The organism is Acinetobacter sp. 797_lipA (assembly GCF_058243025.1).
Genome location: NZ_JBZAYQ010000001.1, coordinates 2,306,980 through 2,324,043, shown reverse-complemented (window position 1 = coordinate 2,324,043; position 17,064 = coordinate 2,306,980). Strand labels below are relative to the sequence as shown.

At 37.6% G+C, this 17,064-nt stretch carries 17 protein-coding genes and 4 pseudogenes; 11 read left to right on the top strand and 10 right to left on the bottom strand.

The genetic code is table 11. The features are described 5' to 3' along the window. Together AC4CU2_RS11415 and AC4CU2_RS11410 are read right to left on the bottom strand one after the other, a co-directional pair. Entirely contained in the window at positions 1-297 is a 297-nt protein-coding gene (locus AC4CU2_RS11415) for a hypothetical protein (protein ID WP_004981674.1), read from the bottom strand. A 107-nt stretch (positions 298-404) separates the two neighbouring features. Next, a complete protein-coding gene (locus tag AC4CU2_RS11410) occupies positions 405-575 on the bottom strand; it encodes a hypothetical protein (protein ID WP_490768848.1) in 171 nt (56 codons plus the stop codon). A gap of 616 nt (positions 576-1,191) precedes the next feature. Between AC4CU2_RS11410 and AC4CU2_RS11405 the strand changes: the two genes are divergently transcribed. Continuing rightward, positions 1,192-2,598: an iron-containing redox enzyme family protein gene (locus AC4CU2_RS11405; RefSeq protein WP_490768847.1), complete on the top strand. Its 1,407-nt coding sequence runs from the start codon at positions 1,192-1,194 to the stop codon at positions 2,596-2,598. A gap of 200 nt (positions 2,599-2,798) precedes the next feature. Here AC4CU2_RS11405 and AC4CU2_RS11400 read toward each other — a convergent pair whose 3' ends face one another. Further along, the gene (locus tag AC4CU2_RS11400; RefSeq protein ID WP_004772208.1) at positions 2,799-3,032 is read right to left on the bottom strand and encodes a DUF2171 domain-containing protein; all 234 of its coding nucleotides are present in this window, start codon (positions 3,030-3,032) and stop codon (positions 2,799-2,801) included. A 263-nt stretch (positions 3,033-3,295) separates the two neighbouring features. Between AC4CU2_RS11400 and AC4CU2_RS11395 the strand changes: the two genes are divergently transcribed. The 5 genes and pseudogenes from AC4CU2_RS11395 to AC4CU2_RS11375 form a co-directional block, all read left to right on the top strand. Continuing rightward, the gene (locus AC4CU2_RS11395) at positions 3,296-4,309 is read left to right on the top strand and encodes an acyl-CoA/acyl-ACP dehydrogenase (protein ID WP_058951824.1); all 1,014 of its coding nucleotides are present in this window, start codon (positions 3,296-3,298) and stop codon (positions 4,307-4,309) included. After that, positions 4,297-5,073: a PIG-L deacetylase family protein gene (locus AC4CU2_RS11390; RefSeq protein ID WP_078424967.1), complete on the top strand. Its 777-nt coding sequence runs from the start codon at positions 4,297-4,299 to the stop codon at positions 5,071-5,073. The genes AC4CU2_RS11395 and AC4CU2_RS11390 overlap by 13 nt, the downstream gene beginning before the upstream one ends. Next, positions 5,066-5,665: a class I SAM-dependent methyltransferase gene (locus AC4CU2_RS11385; RefSeq protein WP_078424968.1), complete on the top strand. Its 600-nt coding sequence runs from the start codon at positions 5,066-5,068 to the stop codon at positions 5,663-5,665. The genes AC4CU2_RS11390 and AC4CU2_RS11385 overlap by 8 nt, the downstream gene beginning before the upstream one ends. Beyond that, positions 5,662-6,306: a glycosyltransferase family 2 protein gene (locus tag AC4CU2_RS11380; RefSeq protein ID WP_004638728.1), complete on the top strand. Its 645-nt coding sequence runs from the start codon at positions 5,662-5,664 to the stop codon at positions 6,304-6,306. Before AC4CU2_RS11385 ends, AC4CU2_RS11380 begins: the two co-directional genes overlap by 4 nt. Positions 6,307-6,689: 383 nt before the next feature. Continuing rightward, positions 6,690-7,664 (top strand): annotated as a pseudogene (locus AC4CU2_RS11375) (MFS transporter); the annotation flags it as partial. A 28-nt stretch (positions 7,665-7,692) separates the two neighbouring features. Here AC4CU2_RS11375 and tnpC read toward each other — a convergent pair. The 3 genes from tnpC to tnpA form a co-directional block, all read right to left on the bottom strand. Beyond that, positions 7,693-9,339, bottom strand: a complete 1,647-nt coding sequence (gene tnpC, locus AC4CU2_RS11370; protein ID WP_121775637.1) for an IS66 family transposase — start codon at positions 9,337-9,339, stop codon at positions 7,693-7,695. A gap of 74 nt (positions 9,340-9,413) precedes the next feature. Beyond that, a complete protein-coding gene (gene tnpB / locus AC4CU2_RS11365; RefSeq protein WP_121775636.1) occupies positions 9,414-9,749 on the bottom strand; it encodes an IS66 family insertion sequence element accessory protein TnpB in 336 nt (111 codons plus the stop codon). Beyond that, entirely contained in the window at positions 9,746-10,174 is a 429-nt protein-coding gene (gene tnpA / locus AC4CU2_RS11360) for an IS66-like element accessory protein TnpA (protein ID WP_121775635.1), read from the bottom strand. The genes tnpB and tnpA overlap by 4 nt, the downstream gene beginning before the upstream one ends. Before the next feature lie 82 nt (positions 10,175-10,256). Between tnpA and AC4CU2_RS11355 the strand changes: the two are divergent. Next, a pseudogene (locus tag AC4CU2_RS11355) lies at positions 10,257-10,481 on the top strand (MFS transporter); the annotation flags it as partial. A 61-nt stretch (positions 10,482-10,542) separates the two neighbouring features. Here AC4CU2_RS11355 and AC4CU2_RS11350 read toward each other — a convergent pair. Then, positions 10,543-11,979 carry a trehalose-6-phosphate synthase gene (locus AC4CU2_RS11350; protein ID WP_490768846.1) on the bottom strand — a complete coding sequence of 479 codons (1,437 nt, stop codon included), beginning with the start codon at positions 11,977-11,979 and terminating at the stop codon, positions 10,543-10,545. Beyond that, the gene (gene otsB, locus AC4CU2_RS11345; RefSeq protein WP_125274840.1) at positions 11,967-12,818 is read right to left on the bottom strand and encodes a trehalose-phosphatase; all 852 of its coding nucleotides are present in this window, start codon (positions 12,816-12,818) and stop codon (positions 11,967-11,969) included. The genes AC4CU2_RS11350 and otsB overlap by 13 nt, the downstream gene beginning before the upstream one ends. A gap of 261 nt (positions 12,819-13,079) precedes the next feature. Between otsB and AC4CU2_RS11340 the strand changes: the two are divergent. Next, positions 13,080-13,283, top strand: a pseudogene (locus AC4CU2_RS11340) (transposase); the annotation flags it as partial. Positions 13,284-13,329: 46 nt separating this feature from the next. On the opposite strand, the gene xseB reads toward AC4CU2_RS11340, so the two are convergent. After that, on the bottom strand, positions 13,330-13,524 hold the full coding sequence (xseB, locus tag AC4CU2_RS11335) for an exodeoxyribonuclease VII small subunit (protein ID WP_094148961.1): 195 nt from the start codon (positions 13,522-13,524) through the stop codon (positions 13,330-13,332). Continuing rightward, positions 13,517-14,779 (bottom strand): exodeoxyribonuclease VII large subunit, encoded by a 1,263-nt coding sequence (gene xseA / locus AC4CU2_RS11330; protein WP_094148960.1) that lies wholly within the window; start codon positions 14,777-14,779, stop codon positions 13,517-13,519. Before xseA ends, xseB begins: the two co-directional genes overlap by 8 nt. Before the next feature lie 408 nt (positions 14,780-15,187). Here xseA and AC4CU2_RS11325 point away from each other — a divergent pair. The 3 genes and pseudogenes from AC4CU2_RS11325 (at position 15,188) to AC4CU2_RS11315 (ending at position 16,793) form a co-directional block, all read left to right on the top strand. Then, positions 15,188-15,953, top strand: a pseudogene (locus AC4CU2_RS11325) (IS5-like element ISAba31 family transposase). Positions 15,954-16,201: 248 nt separating this feature from the next. Then, positions 16,202-16,429: a hypothetical protein gene (locus AC4CU2_RS11320; protein WP_004984985.1), complete on the top strand. Its 228-nt coding sequence runs from the start codon at positions 16,202-16,204 to the stop codon at positions 16,427-16,429. Positions 16,430-16,523: 94 nt separating this feature from the next. After that, positions 16,524-16,793 (top strand): hypothetical protein, encoded by a 270-nt coding sequence (locus tag AC4CU2_RS11315; protein ID WP_004984984.1) that lies wholly within the window; start codon positions 16,524-16,526, stop codon positions 16,791-16,793. The last annotated feature ends 271 nt before the right edge of the window (positions 16,794-17,064 follow it).

The following is a 17,064-nucleotide window of genomic DNA, read 5'->3' as shown; positions in this document are numbered from 1 at the left end:
TTACATTTTGTCCCATGCATCTTTAATCGCATGTTTGGCTTGTTCCCACTTTAAGCGTGATTCAGCCTTTAGTTCTTCCCATTTTACTTTTAGATCACTTTCTGAATCCTCAAATCGTGCATCAGTACCACGCTCATTTCGGGCATGCTGACCTAATTCATAGGCTGAACGAAGATCACGGTCATAATCTACATCAGGAAGTTCTCGTTGGATATCGCCGTAATATGGGCGGTTTGAATAATCTGTACGCCAATCATGCTTGATTGGGTTTTCGTCTTGATGGTCATTGATAGTCATAATGAACTCCAATTCTATCCAACTAAGAATTCAAAAAAAATTCATAGTTGGATTTAATTAATGAATGAGTTTAAGAATTTAATAATATTATTCAACATGAAAAACTATTATTTCTGTTGAGCGTGTTGGTCATTTTTCTGGTTTTGGTTCGGTTGTTTTTGCTGATTCGGATTTTTTTGTGGTTGGTCTGGTTGCTGTTGCTGTTGTTGCTGATCTGGCTTTTTTTGCGGTTGATTTGGCTGTTGCTGATTTTTCTGCTGTTGATTTTGATTAGTCATTTTACTGAACCTCATAAGATTAGAATTAATCTACATTAATTAATCAGTAGATTTATTATTAATATCATAATTTGTGTTTTAAAAAACATCAGAGGTGTTACATTTTAATTTTTGAGTTAAATTGTGTTTGTTTTAAAGGTTTAGGTGTTGATAATAAATGGAAATATATATTTTGTTTTTTACAAAAGGCTAACAATGTTAAATTTTATTCTTAATTCAGATTTATATCTTTTTGATTGGATTTGTGTTTGTAATTTATTGATTTTTTTGAATTTGAAAAAATAAAAATCTGTGTTGGATCAATGAAATAACGAAAGGAATAATAACGGTGCTTGTACTTTCAATAAATAAAGTTAAAAATTTTATAAATTAGATATAATGCTTTTTACTAATTTTAAACACCATAATTTTTTTAATTCCAATGAGTGTGATTTATATCACAGATTGTGAAATGTTTCTTTATTTCAAATATTATAATTATTTACTTAAATTTTTGTATTTTAAAATAAATAAACTAAAGGATTACATTTGTTAACGTTTCTTTTCAAAGTTGTTAATTAATTAAGTGCAAGTGTCAATTATGTTGGTATAAGTTATTTACCGCGAGAGAATTATAATGCCTACTGCAGTAAAAGAGAGAATTTTAAATTTAATAACCGATGCCCATCAGAAATATTTTGAAATAACACAATTTTTCTTAGATCCATCAGTGTCGCGTTCTGCAAAAGAGTTGAAAGCTTTTCATTTCCTAGAAAACGAAATACTTCATTTGGATAGTGATTTCTCTGATTTTCCTACTAATGTTGATCAATTGGCAGTCTGGATGCAGAAACAAAATAAAACACAATGCTTGCATTACAAAGAGTACTTAGAAAGGCGTGAAAATGGGAGTGCAAGGGAGTTTTTTGGAACTACAAGTAAAGCTTATGAGTTTTTATACAAAGTAGCACCGACCAAACGTGTAGACGGGGCTTGGCTTTATAGCTTTACACAGTACTGGAATGATCCAGCTTTTAGAGACTTTATACAGATATATGTTGAGGAGTTGGGGTTAGGTTCCAGTCAAAGTAACCATGTAAAACTTTTCAATAAATTACTTCTATCACTTGGTCTTCATCAATTTTCAATGAATTTGCCTGATGAATATTATCACCAGTCAGCAATACAATTAGCTTTAGCTTATGCTCCATCAGATTTTATACCCGAGATTGCAGGTTTTAATTTTGGATACGAACAACTACCACTTCATTTACTGATTACAAATTATGAACTTAAAGAGTTAGGTATTGATTCCAAATATTTTAACCTACACATTACAATTGATAACTTTGATAATGGGCATGCTCAATTAGCTACAAATGCGATTAAATGTTTAGCCAAACGCTACCCAAATCAATCCGAATTTATTCGTAAATTAAAGATAGGCTTTTTATTGAATAATCGGGGAGTTAGCTCAGTTCAAATAATAAAGAACCTAAATACTGAGCGAGTGGTTCTGGAAATTTTCAAGAACAAAGCTTTGGTTGGAAAGCACATGCATAATGAGAAATGCAAGTTTAATAATAAGTCTGTAAATTCATGGCTATCAGAAGAAGATCAGGTTGAGGAATTCATTAGTGAGCTAATAAAAATAGGATGGATTAAGCTTAACGAAGATCCAGAACATAGCCGATTTTGGAAGCTGATCAATGAAGAAGATGGGAAAATGTTTGGAGTTTTCTCTGCTGCAGAAAAAACTTTTATTTATGATTGGATTGCTGGTGCTAATTTAAGTAGATGCATTAATCCAGTAAATTCAGAATATATAAAAAACTTTATAGAACTAAATGATTTTAGTTATTTGTCAGAAAAAGAATTATCGCTGTTACAGCAGCAAATTCAGATATCTACAAATACTGGGCATAAAATTAGCAAATTGATGCCATATTTAGCTCCACATCAACATCACCAAGAGATTGGTTTATGGGCTACGCAAAAAGTAGTTGAGTATATTTTCCCATTCTTAGGCAGTAATTTTAAATAAGAGTAGGCTAACTTATTAATTTATACAGAATAGATGTAGTCTATGACAAATAGATTGCATCTAGCTATTTTTTACAAGTATGAAATGAAATACCTATGACTCAAACGGACATTGCGAAGGATTAGGGCTTTTTTGAAATTACTTACAAAGAAATAAAGAGTACGATCAAAGTCTAGCCGTACTCTTTATTTTACGATAATTTAAATAGCTTGCCATTGTTGCTTAACTTCTTCTGAATTTTTAATCAGAACTACTTTGTCATCTTTGACCTCACCAATCCATGCCGTTGGGATCAGATGATGCTGATCATTTTCATCACGCGTCAGTTTGAGTTGGCTATCACCTTCGAGATGATCAACTGTTCCGACTTTGGTACCACAAGAAGCAATTACATCTGAATGTTTTTTAATATCTTGAATATTTAAAGTACTCATTTCTTAAACCTCTTTTATAAACATTACAACACAGAAGCCTTTAAGCTACTGCTTATTTCATCATAATTGTTGGATTTTAAATAATCCTTACATGATGATTTTATAGATTCACATAAACCTACTATTTAGTTAACAATGAAACAAAAGAAATAAATAGTTAAATAATTACGAATAATTATCTTTTCATTACAATTTATCTATTTAACTAAACAGATTATTTCAATTATTATTTAAATAAACTCATTTGAATTAAAATTTTAAGAATGAATAGAAAAATATTTATAAAAGGCTCAACTTTAGACATATTAAATCGCTTTGAGCAGTATTCAGCTGAAGAAAAGCTAAGTCAACGTCCGATTGTGTTGAAACAGTTGATTCATTCTGTTGGACGATTGCCTGAACCTGCTTCGGGACAAACCTATCAACGCTGGCAAATTTTTGCCCAGATAGCTGGCTTTGACCTAAGTTTAGGAAAGCTTTTTGAGTCCCATTTTGATGCTTTAAGTATTTTGCATGAACTCGGTTATCAACATGAAATCAATGAGGAGACATGGGCTGTTTGGGCTGCCGATGGTGGACCCGTGCCGTTACAGGTCGAAAATGGGCTTTGTCATGGAATTAAGCCGTGGTGTTCAGGCGCTGAATTTATTCATAAAGCATTAATCAGTTTTAAAGATCAACAGGGGCAATCTCAGCTCTGCATTATTGACCTCAACCAATCATTGATCACCATTGATCTGGCTCACTGGCAAGCTATAGGCATGAAGGGAACACAGACCGCAAGAGTCAATTTTCAGGGGATAGCAGTCAAACTCATTGGTCATCCCAATGACTACCTTGATCGTGTTGGTTTTTGGCATGGTGCTGCGGGTGTTGCAGCTTGCTGGTACGGTGCCGCGGTACGGTTAGTGGATGAGCTACAACAAAGTTGCCTTAAAACCCCTAATCCTTTTAAGAAAATGTATTTAGGGCGGTTGGTAACTCGACTTGCTGTAACCCGACAATATTTCCAATATATCGCGCAACTGATTGATAGCCAACCCAAGCTTAGCCATGAACGGGATGTACGGATCTTGCGTGCGCAGGCAGAACAAAGCTGTTTGGAGGTTATTGAAGGGGTAGGAAAAGCGCTTGGAGCACGGCCTTTTTGTGAACAAGCAACTTTTGCCAGCCTAATGGCTGATTTACCTGTATTTATTCGGCAAAGTCATGCGGCATTCGATGATGAGCAAATTGCTGAACGATGTTTACAGGAGCAAATATCATGGCAGCTCTAAAACATGCTTTAGTCGAAGATCGTATTATTGAAGGGCAAGGGACCTCCCGAGAACAATGGCTGCATGCATTTGAGCAGCAGCCGCTTTCTCTACTCAATTTTAAAAAATTTCAATCTAAAAGAATCTTGATTGTCGCACCCCATCCAGATGATGAGATACTGGGGTGTGGCGGCTTGATGCAACAATTAATTATGTTGAATTGTCAGTTGGTGATCGTTGCCGTCAGTAATGGGACACAAAGCCATCCACATTCAACCAAATACAGCCCAGATCAATTAGATCAAATTCGCCCACAAGAAAGCTTAGCGGCTTTACAGTGTCTAGATATTTCTGAATATGTTCAACGTATTGCATTAAATTTACCAGACGGGCAGATTCATTTGCACAGGGAACATCTGTGGCAAGAATTAGACAAGTTGGTTAAAGCGGAAGATATTTTAATTTGTAGCTATGCACTGGATGGGCATCCAGATCATGAAGCGGTAGGAAAGACTGTACAGGCATTTGCTCTAGCTCATGACATATCATATTTACACGTGCTGATCTGGGCTTGGCATTGGGCGCGACCACTAGATCCGCGTATCCACTGGCAAAAGGCTAGAGCTTACAACTTAACTCAGGCCCAATTAATCAAAAAACGTCAGGCCATCATGCAGTTTAAGAGTCAGATTGAAGCTGATGAAAGTACAGGCAATGCTGCGATTTTATCTCCAGCAATCATCGAACGTTTGTTAATGCCTTGGGAGGTTTATCTTTGTGAATGATTCTAATCAATATTTCGAAGCCTTATATCATCACAATAATGACCCTTGGGGCTATGATTTACATTGGTATGAAGCTCGTAAAAGGCAGATTTGTTTGGCATTGCTTACTCAACAGCGTTATTCATCAGTGTTGGAAATCGGCTGTTCCAATGGCCATTTAAGTGTACATTTAGCCAAACGCGCTGATCAGCTTTTATGTCTAGATTTTTCTGAACATGCTGTTCATTGGGCCGCTAAACGTTTACAGAATTTGAAGCATGTGAGCGTTCAACACCAAAAAATTCCTGAATATTTTCCTGAACAGAAATTTGATCTGATTGTCATCAGTGAAGTGGCCTATTACTTATCAAGCAATGAACTGCATGAACTGATCGATCAGCTCCAAGACAGTTTAACGCCACAAGGTGAAATCCTGTGTTGTCACTGGCGTCACGCCATTCAGGATTTTGAACTAGATGCTTATCAAGTCCATCATTATTTAAAACAATCTTTGTTGTTCACTCATTATTTAAGTCTGAATGATCCAGATTTCATCATTGATATCTGGACGGTAAATCCTTCATCTTTGGCAAAACAACAGGGCTTAGTATGAAAATAGGTATTGTTATCCCAGCCCATAATGAGGAACAGAATTTATCCGCTTGTTTGCAGTCAATTAAACACGCTATACAGCATATAGGTCACGGTCAGGTCGAGATTCTAGTGGTTTTAGACAGTTGTACTGACCAGTCCCTCATGATTGTAAAGTCACATCAAATGAATTGGCTTGAATGTAATTTTGCTTGTGTGGGCAAGGCCAGAGACCTTGGCATTAGGCAGCTAATCGATCAAGGAGTTACATGGGTCGCTTGCACGGATGCTGATACAATTGTAGATCCAGATTGGTTACTATGCCAAATGCGACATCAGCCAACAGATGCTATTTGTGGAATCGTTATACTGGATGATCTTAGTCACTTATCAATACAACAACAGCAAAAATATCTGACGCATTATCAAGACATGATGGATCATCAACATATACATGGGGCGAATTTAAGCTTTAGTGCCGAAGCCTATATTCAGGCGGGAGGCTTTGAACCTATTCCTTGTCATGAGGATGTCTCATTAATTGAAAAATTTATTAAGCAATGTTGCAAAATCACTTGGAGCAATTTGGTTCGCGTCACCACTAGCAGTCGATTAAATGGACGTGCACCTGAAGGTTTATCGTACTTTTTAAAACATTTATAAAATTGACCTAATTCGAGAGAGAAAGTTAATCCACAGCTTTAGCGGGTGACATATATTATTCAGCTTTATAAATGAGCTATTTAATTCTGTCATCTTTACAAAATTTAAGTAAATTCATATCTTTGCCTAATTAAATTGAAAAGCTAAGAAGAAAAAGTGTTAAAAATAAATGCTTTAATTTTATTTGGATAAGTAATAATAAGTTATTGATATATATAAATTTTATTTTTGTAAAAAATACTGTTTTTAGATTGGTTTTGTGTATAATTTCGTCATAAAAGCCTCTGTGGATTTATAGAACTTCTCTATAGATTAGCAGGGGTTTTTCTATGGCGATTTATCCGAGATGGACGCTCTGAGTTAATTTGTGTGGATGGTATTAAATGATCCTTTTTTCCAGAACTGCTCTTATTGATCCTGAAATTCAATTAAGTGCTCAACGTCTTTCAACTCGTTTTAGCTTTTTCGGTCTTGGTTTCGCCACGGCTGCATGGGCGCCGCTGATTCCTTTTGCCCAGCAACGTTTACATTTTAATCATGCCGATTTTGGTTTGTTGCTATTATGCAGCGGCTTAGGTGCAATGCTAGCTATGCCTGCAACAGGTAAAATTGTTCAGCGTGTTGGTTGTCGTGTGCCGATCGGTTTCGCTTTACTCTTGCTTGCCGTTTTATTGCCAAGCCTAAGCTTATGGACCACGCCGTTAATGATGGCGATCACCTTATTCTTATTTGGTACAGCAGCAGGAAGTCTGGGCGTTGCACTCAATATTCAGGCCGTAGTGGTTGAGAAAAATAGCTTAAAATCATTGATGTCTGGCTTTCATGGTATGGCGAGTCTAGGCGGATTAGCTGGGGTACTGACGATTACTGCATTGCTTGCTTTAAGTATTTCGGCTGTTATGAGCGCATTTGCTGTGAGTTTACTGTTGGTAATTATTATTTTTCTTTCAGTGCCATACAGCATAAAAGCTGTAGAAAATACCAGTCTTGAAGCATCTTCGAAAGTGAAAAAGTCGATACGCCAGCGCCTGCCACAACCTTTGATTATATTAATTGGTATTGCCTGCTTCATCATTTTCATGGTGGAAGGCGCGGCGATGGACTGGAGTGGTATTTATTTAACGCAACAATATGGAGTTAATACCACTTTTGCGGGATTGGCGTATACCTTCTTCGCGATTGCCATGACCACAGGACGTTTTACGGGGCATTATCTGATCCGTTATTTTGGTGAAAAAAAGCTTTTAACCTATAGCGCGATTTGTGCAACTTTAGGTTTAGCTTTGGTCAGTATCGCGCCTTATTGGTGGCTGGTTTTAGTGGGTTATACACTGGTTGGGACAGGTTGTTCTAACGTAAGCGTGCGCTGAACCCCATAGCTATTTTTTAATTTTGGTCGGGTTTCCAGCGGTGCGGCAGCAATTCTTCTATTTGGCTCACTTTATGTGTCGGCAACCTTTTCAGCACATTACTTAAATAGGCATACGGATCCAAGCCATTCAGTTTTGCTGACTGGATTAAAGTCATGATATTGGCAGCTCGTTGGCCGCTGCGCAGCGAGCCAGCAAACAGCCAGTTCTTTCGTCCCAAGGCCCAGGGGCGCATTGAGTTCTCAGCCCAATTATTGTCAATGGGCAGATTGCCATCATCCAGATAGCGGCTTAAGGCTTGCCAACGCTTCAGACTGTAATTGATTGCCTTGGCGGTTGGAGAACTCGATGGCACCGTCAGATAATGTTGGTTTAACCATTCATACAGTTGTTGCATCACCGGTTGACTATGCTGTTGCCGGTATTCGCAGCGTTGTTGCGTTGTACCATCCGTCTTTTTCCTGAGTTCTGCTTCTATGGCATACAGTTTCTGAATCAGCACTAATGCCTGTTCAGCGATCTGACTTTTCCCGGTCACATGCAGTTCATGGAATTTACGACGTGCATGTGCCATGCAGCCCACCTCAATGACATCGCCTGATCTAAAGCGGGCTTTATAACCACTATAATCATCACAGACCAAATGACCCTGCCAGCCTTTCAGGAAGGCTTCAGCATGCTGACCTGAACGGCTCGGCTGAAAGTCATAGATCACCGCCTGAACCGGATTGTACTGTGTCGTGGCATAGGCCCAGACATAACCTTTTTTCGGTTTTTTTTCATCATCACCAAGCTGCATGGTGGTGACCGGCGTTTCATCTGCATGGATCACCCGCTGCTGCAGCACCACCTGTTTTAAGACATCCGTCAAGGGTTCAAGTTCCACCCCGCAGCGACCAATCCAGTCAGATAATGTGGATCTGGACAGATCAATACCTGCGCGTAGAAAGATTTGACGTTGACGGTACAGCGGTAAATGATCGGCATACTTGGACACCAGCACATGGCTAAGCAGTTCAGGACTGGCAATGCCTTTATCAATCACATAAGCAGGCATCGCTTGCTGAGTCAGGGTGTCGCACTGATCACAGACCCATTTACCACGTACATGCTGTTCCTTATAGAACTGTGCCGGTCTAAAATTCAGTTTTTCACTGACATCTTCACCGATACGACGCAGTTGGCATCCACAAGCACATTGGGTTGATGCAGGTTCATGCTCAATACGGAGAGTGAGTAGATGATCTGGGAGCGGTCGACGTTTAGGTTTGTTGACGAGAGCTTTCTGTGTCGCTGCATCGATTTTATCTGCATTCAGCCGTTCCAGTTCCAAATCGACTGCTGCGATATCTTCTTCAACCGCTTCATCCCACAGATGGATTTGTTTTGCTGTTAGATGTTCGTTTTTACTGCCGAATTTGTGCTGTTTAAATAGTGCGAGCTCATGCTCGTATTTTTGCGTGAGAATGGAAAGATGTTGGTTGGTTACTTCAAGATGTTGAACTTTGGCATCTAATTGTTGATTTGATACTTCTAGATGTTGAATCTTGGTATCTAATTGTTGATTTGATTGCGCTAGAGACTGATGCTGAATCGCCAACTGTCTGGTAAATTCCAGCAGTTGCTCATAGGTCAGTTGGCTTAAATCAGGCAGCGTATTCATGACCGCAGTATGCCTGAGGTCATGATGCAGAGGAAATAGAACGTTTGGAGAATAGCAGAATGCACGAGCTTGGTTTAGAGCATAGTCACCACCTGCTGTCGTCCAATGCGCTGCCAGGGCAAACCCTGGATCAATGCCTGTAACTGTTCCGGACTGAGGGCTACGGTTTCACCCTGATGAACCTGCGCCCAGTGAAATTTCCCCTGTTCCAGCCGCCGGGCACACAGCCAGATGCCCAATCCATCATGCACCAGCACTTTCATGCGATGGCCACGTTTATTACAGAACAGGTAAGCGCAATGCGGTTTGATGTAACCAAAGGCTCTCACCACCTGAGCCATGGCAGTATCCATACCCGCACGCATATCCATCGGCTGGGTAGAGAGCCAGATTTCATTTATATGGATCATTGAGTCAAACCTTGGATGAGTAACAGTAATTCAGTTGCAGACTCCACTGGCCATTCGATTTCGATCACCTGATCTCTTGCGGAACATTGTTTCTGATGCAGTGGAATTCTGATATGAGCGACAGCTTTCTTCTCCGGCACAGATGGCGGAGGCGCTTCTTGTTTGACTGGAGTCGGGTGAAGAATGACCGGAAGAAAGTCAGTCTGTGGAATGGAGGGGGGTGTTAATGCAGAGGGCATTGATCTGGACTGACGAATCCATTTATGCAACAGATTCGCATTGACCTGATGTTGCATTGCTACCTTAGCCACCGATGTATCTGGCTGCTGGCATTGCTGAATAAGTTGATGTTTAAATTCAGCCGTGAAGGTTCGACGGGGCTTTTTTAGCGTTGCTGTACTGTCTATAACTGTCTTTAAATCCATAAATAGGTGTCCACTTAAATTTAGTGGACACTATCGCGGTATTAATGAGTTAGAAAAAGTGGGGTTCAGCGGACGCTTACGTTCTAACATCGTCCCGATCATGTTTTCCCGTGCTGGACGTCAGACGGTGATGCCGAGCGCAGTTGCATTGTCTTGTGTTTCGACCATGGCTTATACGGGTATTCTGGTTGGACCTGCTTTCATTGGAATGGTGAGTGAGCTGATTGGCCTAAGTACAGTGTTTATGGCACTATCGGGTCTATTATTATTGATTGTGGCTTTAAATCGGTTTACTTATGTGAAATAAGCATCATAGTGAATTGAACTGGCAATATCTGGATACTGCCAGTTCCTTACAAATCGAAGTACTATAAATTTTGATAAATAGGGTTAACGTTACGCATTCCCAGGAATCTGAAATCCTGCATAGCGGTTTTGTTCTGTAAGTCGTTAAGAAATGCATTGCGCCAGTCATTAATATCAAAATCTTTTAAACCTTTCATTAGTTGTTTGTAGCGTGAAATACGTTCTTGTCGTGGCATTTCCAGTGCTGTTTTTAAAACATCGACCATTGCCGTTTTATCGGTAGGATCAACCAGTAGTGCTTCTGACATATGCTCTGCAGCACCTGCATATTTGGATAGAATAAGTACACCAGGATTTGATGGATTTTGCGCGGCAATATATTCTTTCGCGACCAGATTCATCCCGTCTCGTATTGAACTGATCCAGCACACATCGGCTTGACGATAGATTTGCATCAAATGATGATGTTTTATTGCATCATAAATACATTCCACGGGTTGCCACTCTTCCTTTGCAAATTCCTGATTAATCATCTCGATCTTAATCTTGAAACGCTCAAATAAACGTTGATAAGCTGGAACTTCCAAACGACATGGGCAAGCAATTTGTAAATGTTGAATATGCTGCTGATACTCAGGATATTTCTCTAAGAACTCTGCATAGGACAAAAAGCGTTCCAGTAAACCTTTTGAATAATCAATCCGATCTACGCCGATAATGGTTTTTGCAGCATTCAGCTCTACTGGACGGGTAAGGAAGTCTTGTACATCAATAAACTTATGGGCCGCTTTTTGAATCGCTGTTGGATTTACACCAATTGGGTAGCATTTAATTATGGTTAAACGTTGATGGTAGCTTAACAAAGTTTGTTGAATTTTCTGTGCGTTCAATAAAGATGTGCATACTTGCATACACACTTTTTGATCTTTATCTGTTTGTAGACCCACCACATCGTATTGGCATAGATCCTCAATCAATTGTTGAGCACATGGAATTTTTTGCCAGATAAATAAAGGTGCAAAAGGAATGTGCAGGAAAAATCCAATTTTATTCTGCATACCGAGTTCACGGCAATATTTCGCCACACTTAAAAAATGATAATCATGAACCCAAATGGTATCGTCTGGATCTGCAATTTCGGCAAGTTTTTGAGCGAATAAAGAATTTACTTTTTGATATCCTTCGTATTCTGATGTTTTAAACTCAATCAGGTCTGAACGATAATGCATGGCAGGCCAAAGTGAATTATTGGCAAACCCTGCATAATAATCTGAATATTGAGTATTTGTTAAAGGACAGGTGACATAATCAACTTTATCCTTCCGAAAAATATTAAAATGTACTTCCTCTTGCTTATGAACTCGTTCGCCATTCCATCCGAGCCATACACCACCAATATCATCTAATGCATCTTGTATAGCGACTGCAAGCCCACCTGCGGTAGTTTTTTGCCCGTTGGGAATAGTGACTCGATTCGATAAAATAATTAATTTAGACATGTTTTCTCTCCATCTAAGTTGTTGTTACCCTTAAAATTGTTATCATGGCTTCGAATATGGTCTAAAAATAATTCTAAGAAATCATATACTTGCTTTGTGTCTTTAAGCTGATATTTGGCATGGGTAAGCCCTTGACCGACTTTGATTGAGATGCCATCTTCCAACTGATTCACAAAATAAAAACCATCTTCGTCCGTAACGTCATCACCAATGAAAATTGGTGTGTAAACCTCATACTGGTTTAAATGAGCTAAAACTTCCTTGATTGCCAAGCCTTTATTGGCTTGAACGGGTATTAATTCATAAACGAATTTCCCTTGAATTAATCTTAGGTTGGGGAATATCTTTTGAGCTTCTAACATTATTTTTTTTGCTATATCTTCGAGCTCTGGAGCTTTCCTATAATGCAACGCAATTGATGATTTCTTGTTTTCAATCAGTAAACTTGGATAGGCGATACATGCTCGAGCTAAAATTTTGTAAATATTTGAAATTTCTAAGAAACTCTTTGGTGTATGTAATTTTTTTTCATTTCCTATATATATTTCTAATCCATGCAATGCGGCAATTGGAAGATCAATGGATTCAAATAATTTACGTGCAGAATCAATATCTCGTCCAGTCACAGCTATAACAGGAATCTTCTTTGAAATAATTTGTCTTAAAATATTTAAAGTCTTAGTCGGAATATAACTATCGATAGGATTTAATTGAAAATCAGATAAAGTGCCATCTATATCTAAAAATAGACATGGCTTATTGTAATTTGAGCTAAGCTTATCTCTTAAAGAGTTCAAGTATTCTAGTTTTGAAATTGATTTATCTATTATGTCTCTCAATTTTTAATATCTCATATTGCGATTATATTTTATTATAGATCGATATTTTTTTTATAATACTTAAGTTGTCAATAAGCAAACACAAGCAGAACGTAATTTACATTAGTAACGCTTAGAATACATCGTAAATCTTTCTTACATGTTTAATAAGAATTCATTTTTTATATTTATTATGTCTTTGTTACACAAAGACATATAAGTTGAAGTCGCTTTATTGCATAAATTTCTTCTTGAAGGTTTTTTCAATAATATAAATTCCAAATGAAGAAGCCTGTACCTAAAATCTATCGTACAATGAATTGGTCCACCAATAACCGAGCCTAATAAATCGAGGAAATATCTCGATTGGATTTGATCTTACAACTTAATGGTAGCCTCCTCCCAAAGGTAAACATGGTCGAAATTAAACTTATTTGAACACATCTATCCAATGTTGTTTTAATGATCAAATCCTTATTTCATCTAATGTAAACCAAAAAGTAAAATCAAATTTTCCCATATTATTAACTTATTATTCCTTAAATGTCTCATTCAAAGCATTTTGCACTGCGTCCACACGTGTTTTACAGGCTTTGTATGCCACCATAGACTCTTCAACGATTTTCATTAAATTATCAATGTCGGGCTCTTCCTGTGACTCCAATAGCTCGGCATTCTTTTTAAGGACTCCATAGCCTTCCTTGAAAGAGAGTTCTTTTTTACTCATTACCAATTACCTTCATTACATTTGCTTGAATGGTACCATCCTGTAATTCGACCTGGATGTTATCACCTGAAATCTGTTGAATAGAGCGAATAGCTTTCCCTTCACTACGAACTATTCCATAGCCTTTAGCCAGCACGTTTCGCGGATTCTGGATTAGGGTTTCACGCATCAGCGATTCGACTTGATTCGTTGCCAGTTTGATCTGTTGCTGGGCTAAGTAATGTAGGATGCTTCGCATCAAATCTACGCTCTTATTTGCTTCATTAATTTGCCCATGCGCAAGCGTCTTAATCACTCTCATGTATTGATCATTTTGGCTTTGGTACGTCGTGATTTGATGTTGGGATAATAGCTTAATGGTTTGGAATGAATCTAAGACACCCTGAGTCCGTTCAGCGATAAGATTACGAATACCACCAATTACCTTACTTGGTGTGTCAAATGAACGGTTTGCAACTTCATCCAATATCGTACGGTCTTTCTCGTGACCAATACCGACCCAAATCGGAACGGTTCGTTTGGCCAACAATGCTGCCAGTTCGAAATCATTTAAATAGGCAAGGTCGTTCACAGCACCGCCACCACGGATAATCACGATGAGATCGGGTGGCGTATTGAAATCAGTAGCCCATTGTCTCAGACCATTACTTAGAGAAGTGATGATACTCTGTGCTGCCGTGTTCCCTTGAAATGTGGCTGAATAGTATTTGAAATGACATACACCAGATTTTTCTAAAGCATCAGCATCTTTTTTGAAGTCACCTAAACCTGCCGCATTCTCAGGAGCAATTACCAGGACATTCTGAATATCAAACGGAGTAGGAATGAGCTTATTTTTATTTAACAGACCTTCAGTGGTTAGTCTTTCTAATATTTGTTGATAACGCCGTGCAATGTCTCCAAGGGTATAGCTTGAATCAATATCTTCAACATTAACTGAAAAGCCATACTGTGGATCAAACTTGGCTCTGACTTTTACCAGGACATTTAAATCTTTTGAAAGCTCTACACCGCTTTCCCTTTCAAACTTAAGCACCATTTTTTGAGCTGTAAATTTCCAGATGGTTCCTTTACAACTCGCTATAACTTTGTCGGTACTTTCATCCTTTTCAGCTAACTCAAGATAGTAATGTCCGCCCTTAATATTTAGATTACGGATCTCAGCTTTCACCCATACAGGCTCATTGAAAGTAATTTGAATGACTTCCTGTACGGTTGATAGATAATCACTGAGAGAAAACTGAGGTTCAGACATTAGATCAATTATTTGAAGTGCTTAGATGAATAGTATTAAAGCAAAGCCAGAAGTGCAAATTGAGAATATGCTCACTTGACCCTGATCAAGGTATATGGCATATTTCTGCTATAGTGGACGTACATATGGAAATTCACTTAATTACCGTAAAAAGCTCATCATTTGATGGGCTTTTTTTGTTGCTAGATAATTTGGAATAAAATGTGAATGAGGTCTCAATATAAACCAAGTATATTAGTTGGTATTAAGTTCTCTATGATAGTTAATATCAGTTTATACCTGCACCTTCCCCAAGTTGCAGGTTTTTTTTCTTCATTTTTTATTCGATTAGGGTGTGTTGACACTTTTAGCTTAAAAAAATAGCGAAGTAGTAAAATCAAATCGCCGAACCCAATTTTACTATTCGCTATGCCTCGTACCATGCTGACAGATCAACACTGGCAAAAGTTGAAAGTTATTCTGCGTAATTTATCCATTCACCACAACTCAAATTTACGCAATTTTATTGAAGCTATTCTCTATAGAATTAGAACAGGCTGTCCGTGGCGAGATATTCCTTCTTGTTTTGGTCATTCCAACTCTATTTTCAAACGTTTTAATCGTTGGTCAAGCAGCGGTAAGTTACTTAGATTATTCAAATTACTAGCCTCATGCCCCGATATGGAGTGGATTTTTATTGATGGCTCTCATGTACGTGCTCATCAACATTCTGCCGGCATAGCGAATCAATCTATTTCTAAAAGTGTAGGAGGAAACTCCTCAAAAATACATTTGATTGTTGATGCACATGGCAATCCTATTGATTTCATGATTACCGATGGAACCACACATGATGTTAAAGTTGCACCTGATTTAATATCAACATTAGATTTAAAAGAGACAAAAGTGGTATGTGCAGATAAAGGCTATGATTCAGAACCACTGCGTGAACAGATCAGGAAAACAGGGACTAAAGCGAATATACCAAAGAAAACAAATAGCCAATCGAACAATGACCATATGGACTGGTATTTATATAAAATCAGGCATTTAGTTGAAAATATGTTTTGTAGATTAAAGCAATTTAGAGGAATAGCTACTCGATATGACAAGCTCAAAAGAAATTATCAAAGTTCTGTTGCTTTAGCCTGTATATTTTTATGGCTACCTTTATAGGGTTAATTATGAACAGTAAATGTCAACAGACCCTAATGATTTAATTATTTTGTTGTAAATAAAAACAACGATTCCTTGTTTCGGCGCAAAAGACCAAGGGGAAAGCCTTACAGAAATGTAGGGCTTTTTTAATAGGAGCTTAACTTAAATCGTATTGGTATAAATTTTAATTTTTTATCAGATGCTTAGTCGATAAAGTGCGTTCAAATAATTGCGCTTTTTTGTTGTGATATATTTTAATCATTACTTACAACAAGAAGAATAGAAATGAATATTTATATCGGTGGTGATTTAGATGGCAGGGTAATAGTGCTTGATAAACCATGTTTTAATGCTAAAAAAGTAAACAAGACAAAAGCAGCAAACTACATTAAGCAAATGTATGTCATACATGGTGACGTCTATTATTTTTGGCGTGATGCTGAGCTTAAATTATTGGAAGTTACTCAACGTATAGAGATCTTACTGGCAAAGACTAAGCGAAAATCTATTTAACTGTCCCTGATAGTAAGTTTTTTATTGTCTTTATCCGTAAAAGAAATTAGTTTAAATTGAACCAATTGTTAAAATAATTATGAGAACGGAAAAAATGAATAGAAAATTTGAACTACATGTGATTAGCCAGATCTATGACTTTTTAGTTGAAAGAGAGGCGTTTACCTCACTAAACCTTGATCGGAAAGTTACGGAGTTTTTTCGGGAAGTACATGTAGGGCGAGAAGAAGATTTTACAATTCTTGAATCAAATAAAATCTCAGGAAACTTTGGTGAAGTTTCCTATATCAATTTATTGAATGTCCCTAATTTCAACGATAAAGATAAATTTCTGAAATGGGCACATAAAGCTTTAAATTTATAAGTTGTAATAAATCAGTGTAATTTAATAGGAATTGTTTCATTGTTTAACAAATTCAATTACATAAATAATAATGTGGTTACATTATGAACAGTAATTCATCATAAGGCGGTTAGATAAATACAAATCACAGTGATATGTTTGAATCAAAAGTTCTACATGGATGGAATTAAAGATGAAATTCTTAACTTTGGTGAGCATAGGTGCGGTAGCAACTTTCTGTTTATTGTTAAAGAGTCACACTACTGAAAATTCATTTCATTCAAACTTCGAT

Excerpts from the sequence above, each read along its gene's own strand:
- AC4CU2_RS11320 (WP_004984985.1), top strand. The coding sequence starts at position 16,202 with ATGAATATTTATATCGGTGGTGATTTAGATGGCAGGGTAATAGTGCTT.
- tnpB (WP_121775636.1), bottom strand. The coding sequence starts at position 9,749 with ATGATCCATATAAATGAAATCTGGCTCTCTACCCAGCCGATGGATATG.
- AC4CU2_RS11350 (WP_490768846.1), bottom strand. The coding sequence starts at position 11,979 with ATGTCTAAATTAATTATTTTATCGAATCGAGTCACTATTCCCAACGGG.
- AC4CU2_RS11400 (WP_004772208.1), bottom strand. The coding sequence starts at position 3,032 with ATGAGTACTTTAAATATTCAAGATATTAAAAAACATTCAGATGTAATT.
- tnpA (WP_121775635.1), bottom strand. The coding sequence starts at position 10,174 with ATGGATTTAAAGACAGTTATAGACAGTACAGCAACGCTAAAAAAGCCC.
- AC4CU2_RS11380 (WP_004638728.1), top strand. The coding sequence starts at position 5,662 with ATGAAAATAGGTATTGTTATCCCAGCCCATAATGAGGAACAGAATTTA.
- xseB (WP_094148961.1), bottom strand. The coding sequence starts at position 13,524 with ATGAGTAAAAAAGAACTCTCTTTCAAGGAAGGCTATGGAGTCCTTAAA.
- AC4CU2_RS11415 (WP_004981674.1), bottom strand. The coding sequence starts at position 297 with ATGACTATCAATGACCATCAAGACGAAAACCCAATCAAGCATGATTGG.
- AC4CU2_RS11315 (WP_004984984.1), top strand. The coding sequence starts at position 16,524 with ATGAATAGAAAATTTGAACTACATGTGATTAGCCAGATCTATGACTTT.
- xseA (WP_094148960.1), bottom strand. The coding sequence starts at position 14,779 with ATGTCTGAACCTCAGTTTTCTCTCAGTGATTATCTATCAACCGTACAG.
- AC4CU2_RS11395 (WP_058951824.1), top strand. The coding sequence starts at position 3,296 with ATGAATAGAAAAATATTTATAAAAGGCTCAACTTTAGACATATTAAAT.
- tnpC (WP_121775637.1), bottom strand. The coding sequence starts at position 9,339 with ATGAATACGCTGCCTGATTTAAGCCAACTGACCTATGAGCAACTGCTG.
- AC4CU2_RS11405 (WP_490768847.1), top strand. The coding sequence starts at position 1,192 with ATGCCTACTGCAGTAAAAGAGAGAATTTTAAATTTAATAACCGATGCC.
- AC4CU2_RS11390 (WP_078424967.1), top strand. The coding sequence starts at position 4,297 with ATGGCAGCTCTAAAACATGCTTTAGTCGAAGATCGTATTATTGAAGGG.
- AC4CU2_RS11410 (WP_490768848.1), bottom strand. The coding sequence starts at position 575 with ATGACTAATCAAAATCAACAGCAGAAAAATCAGCAACAGCCAAATCAA.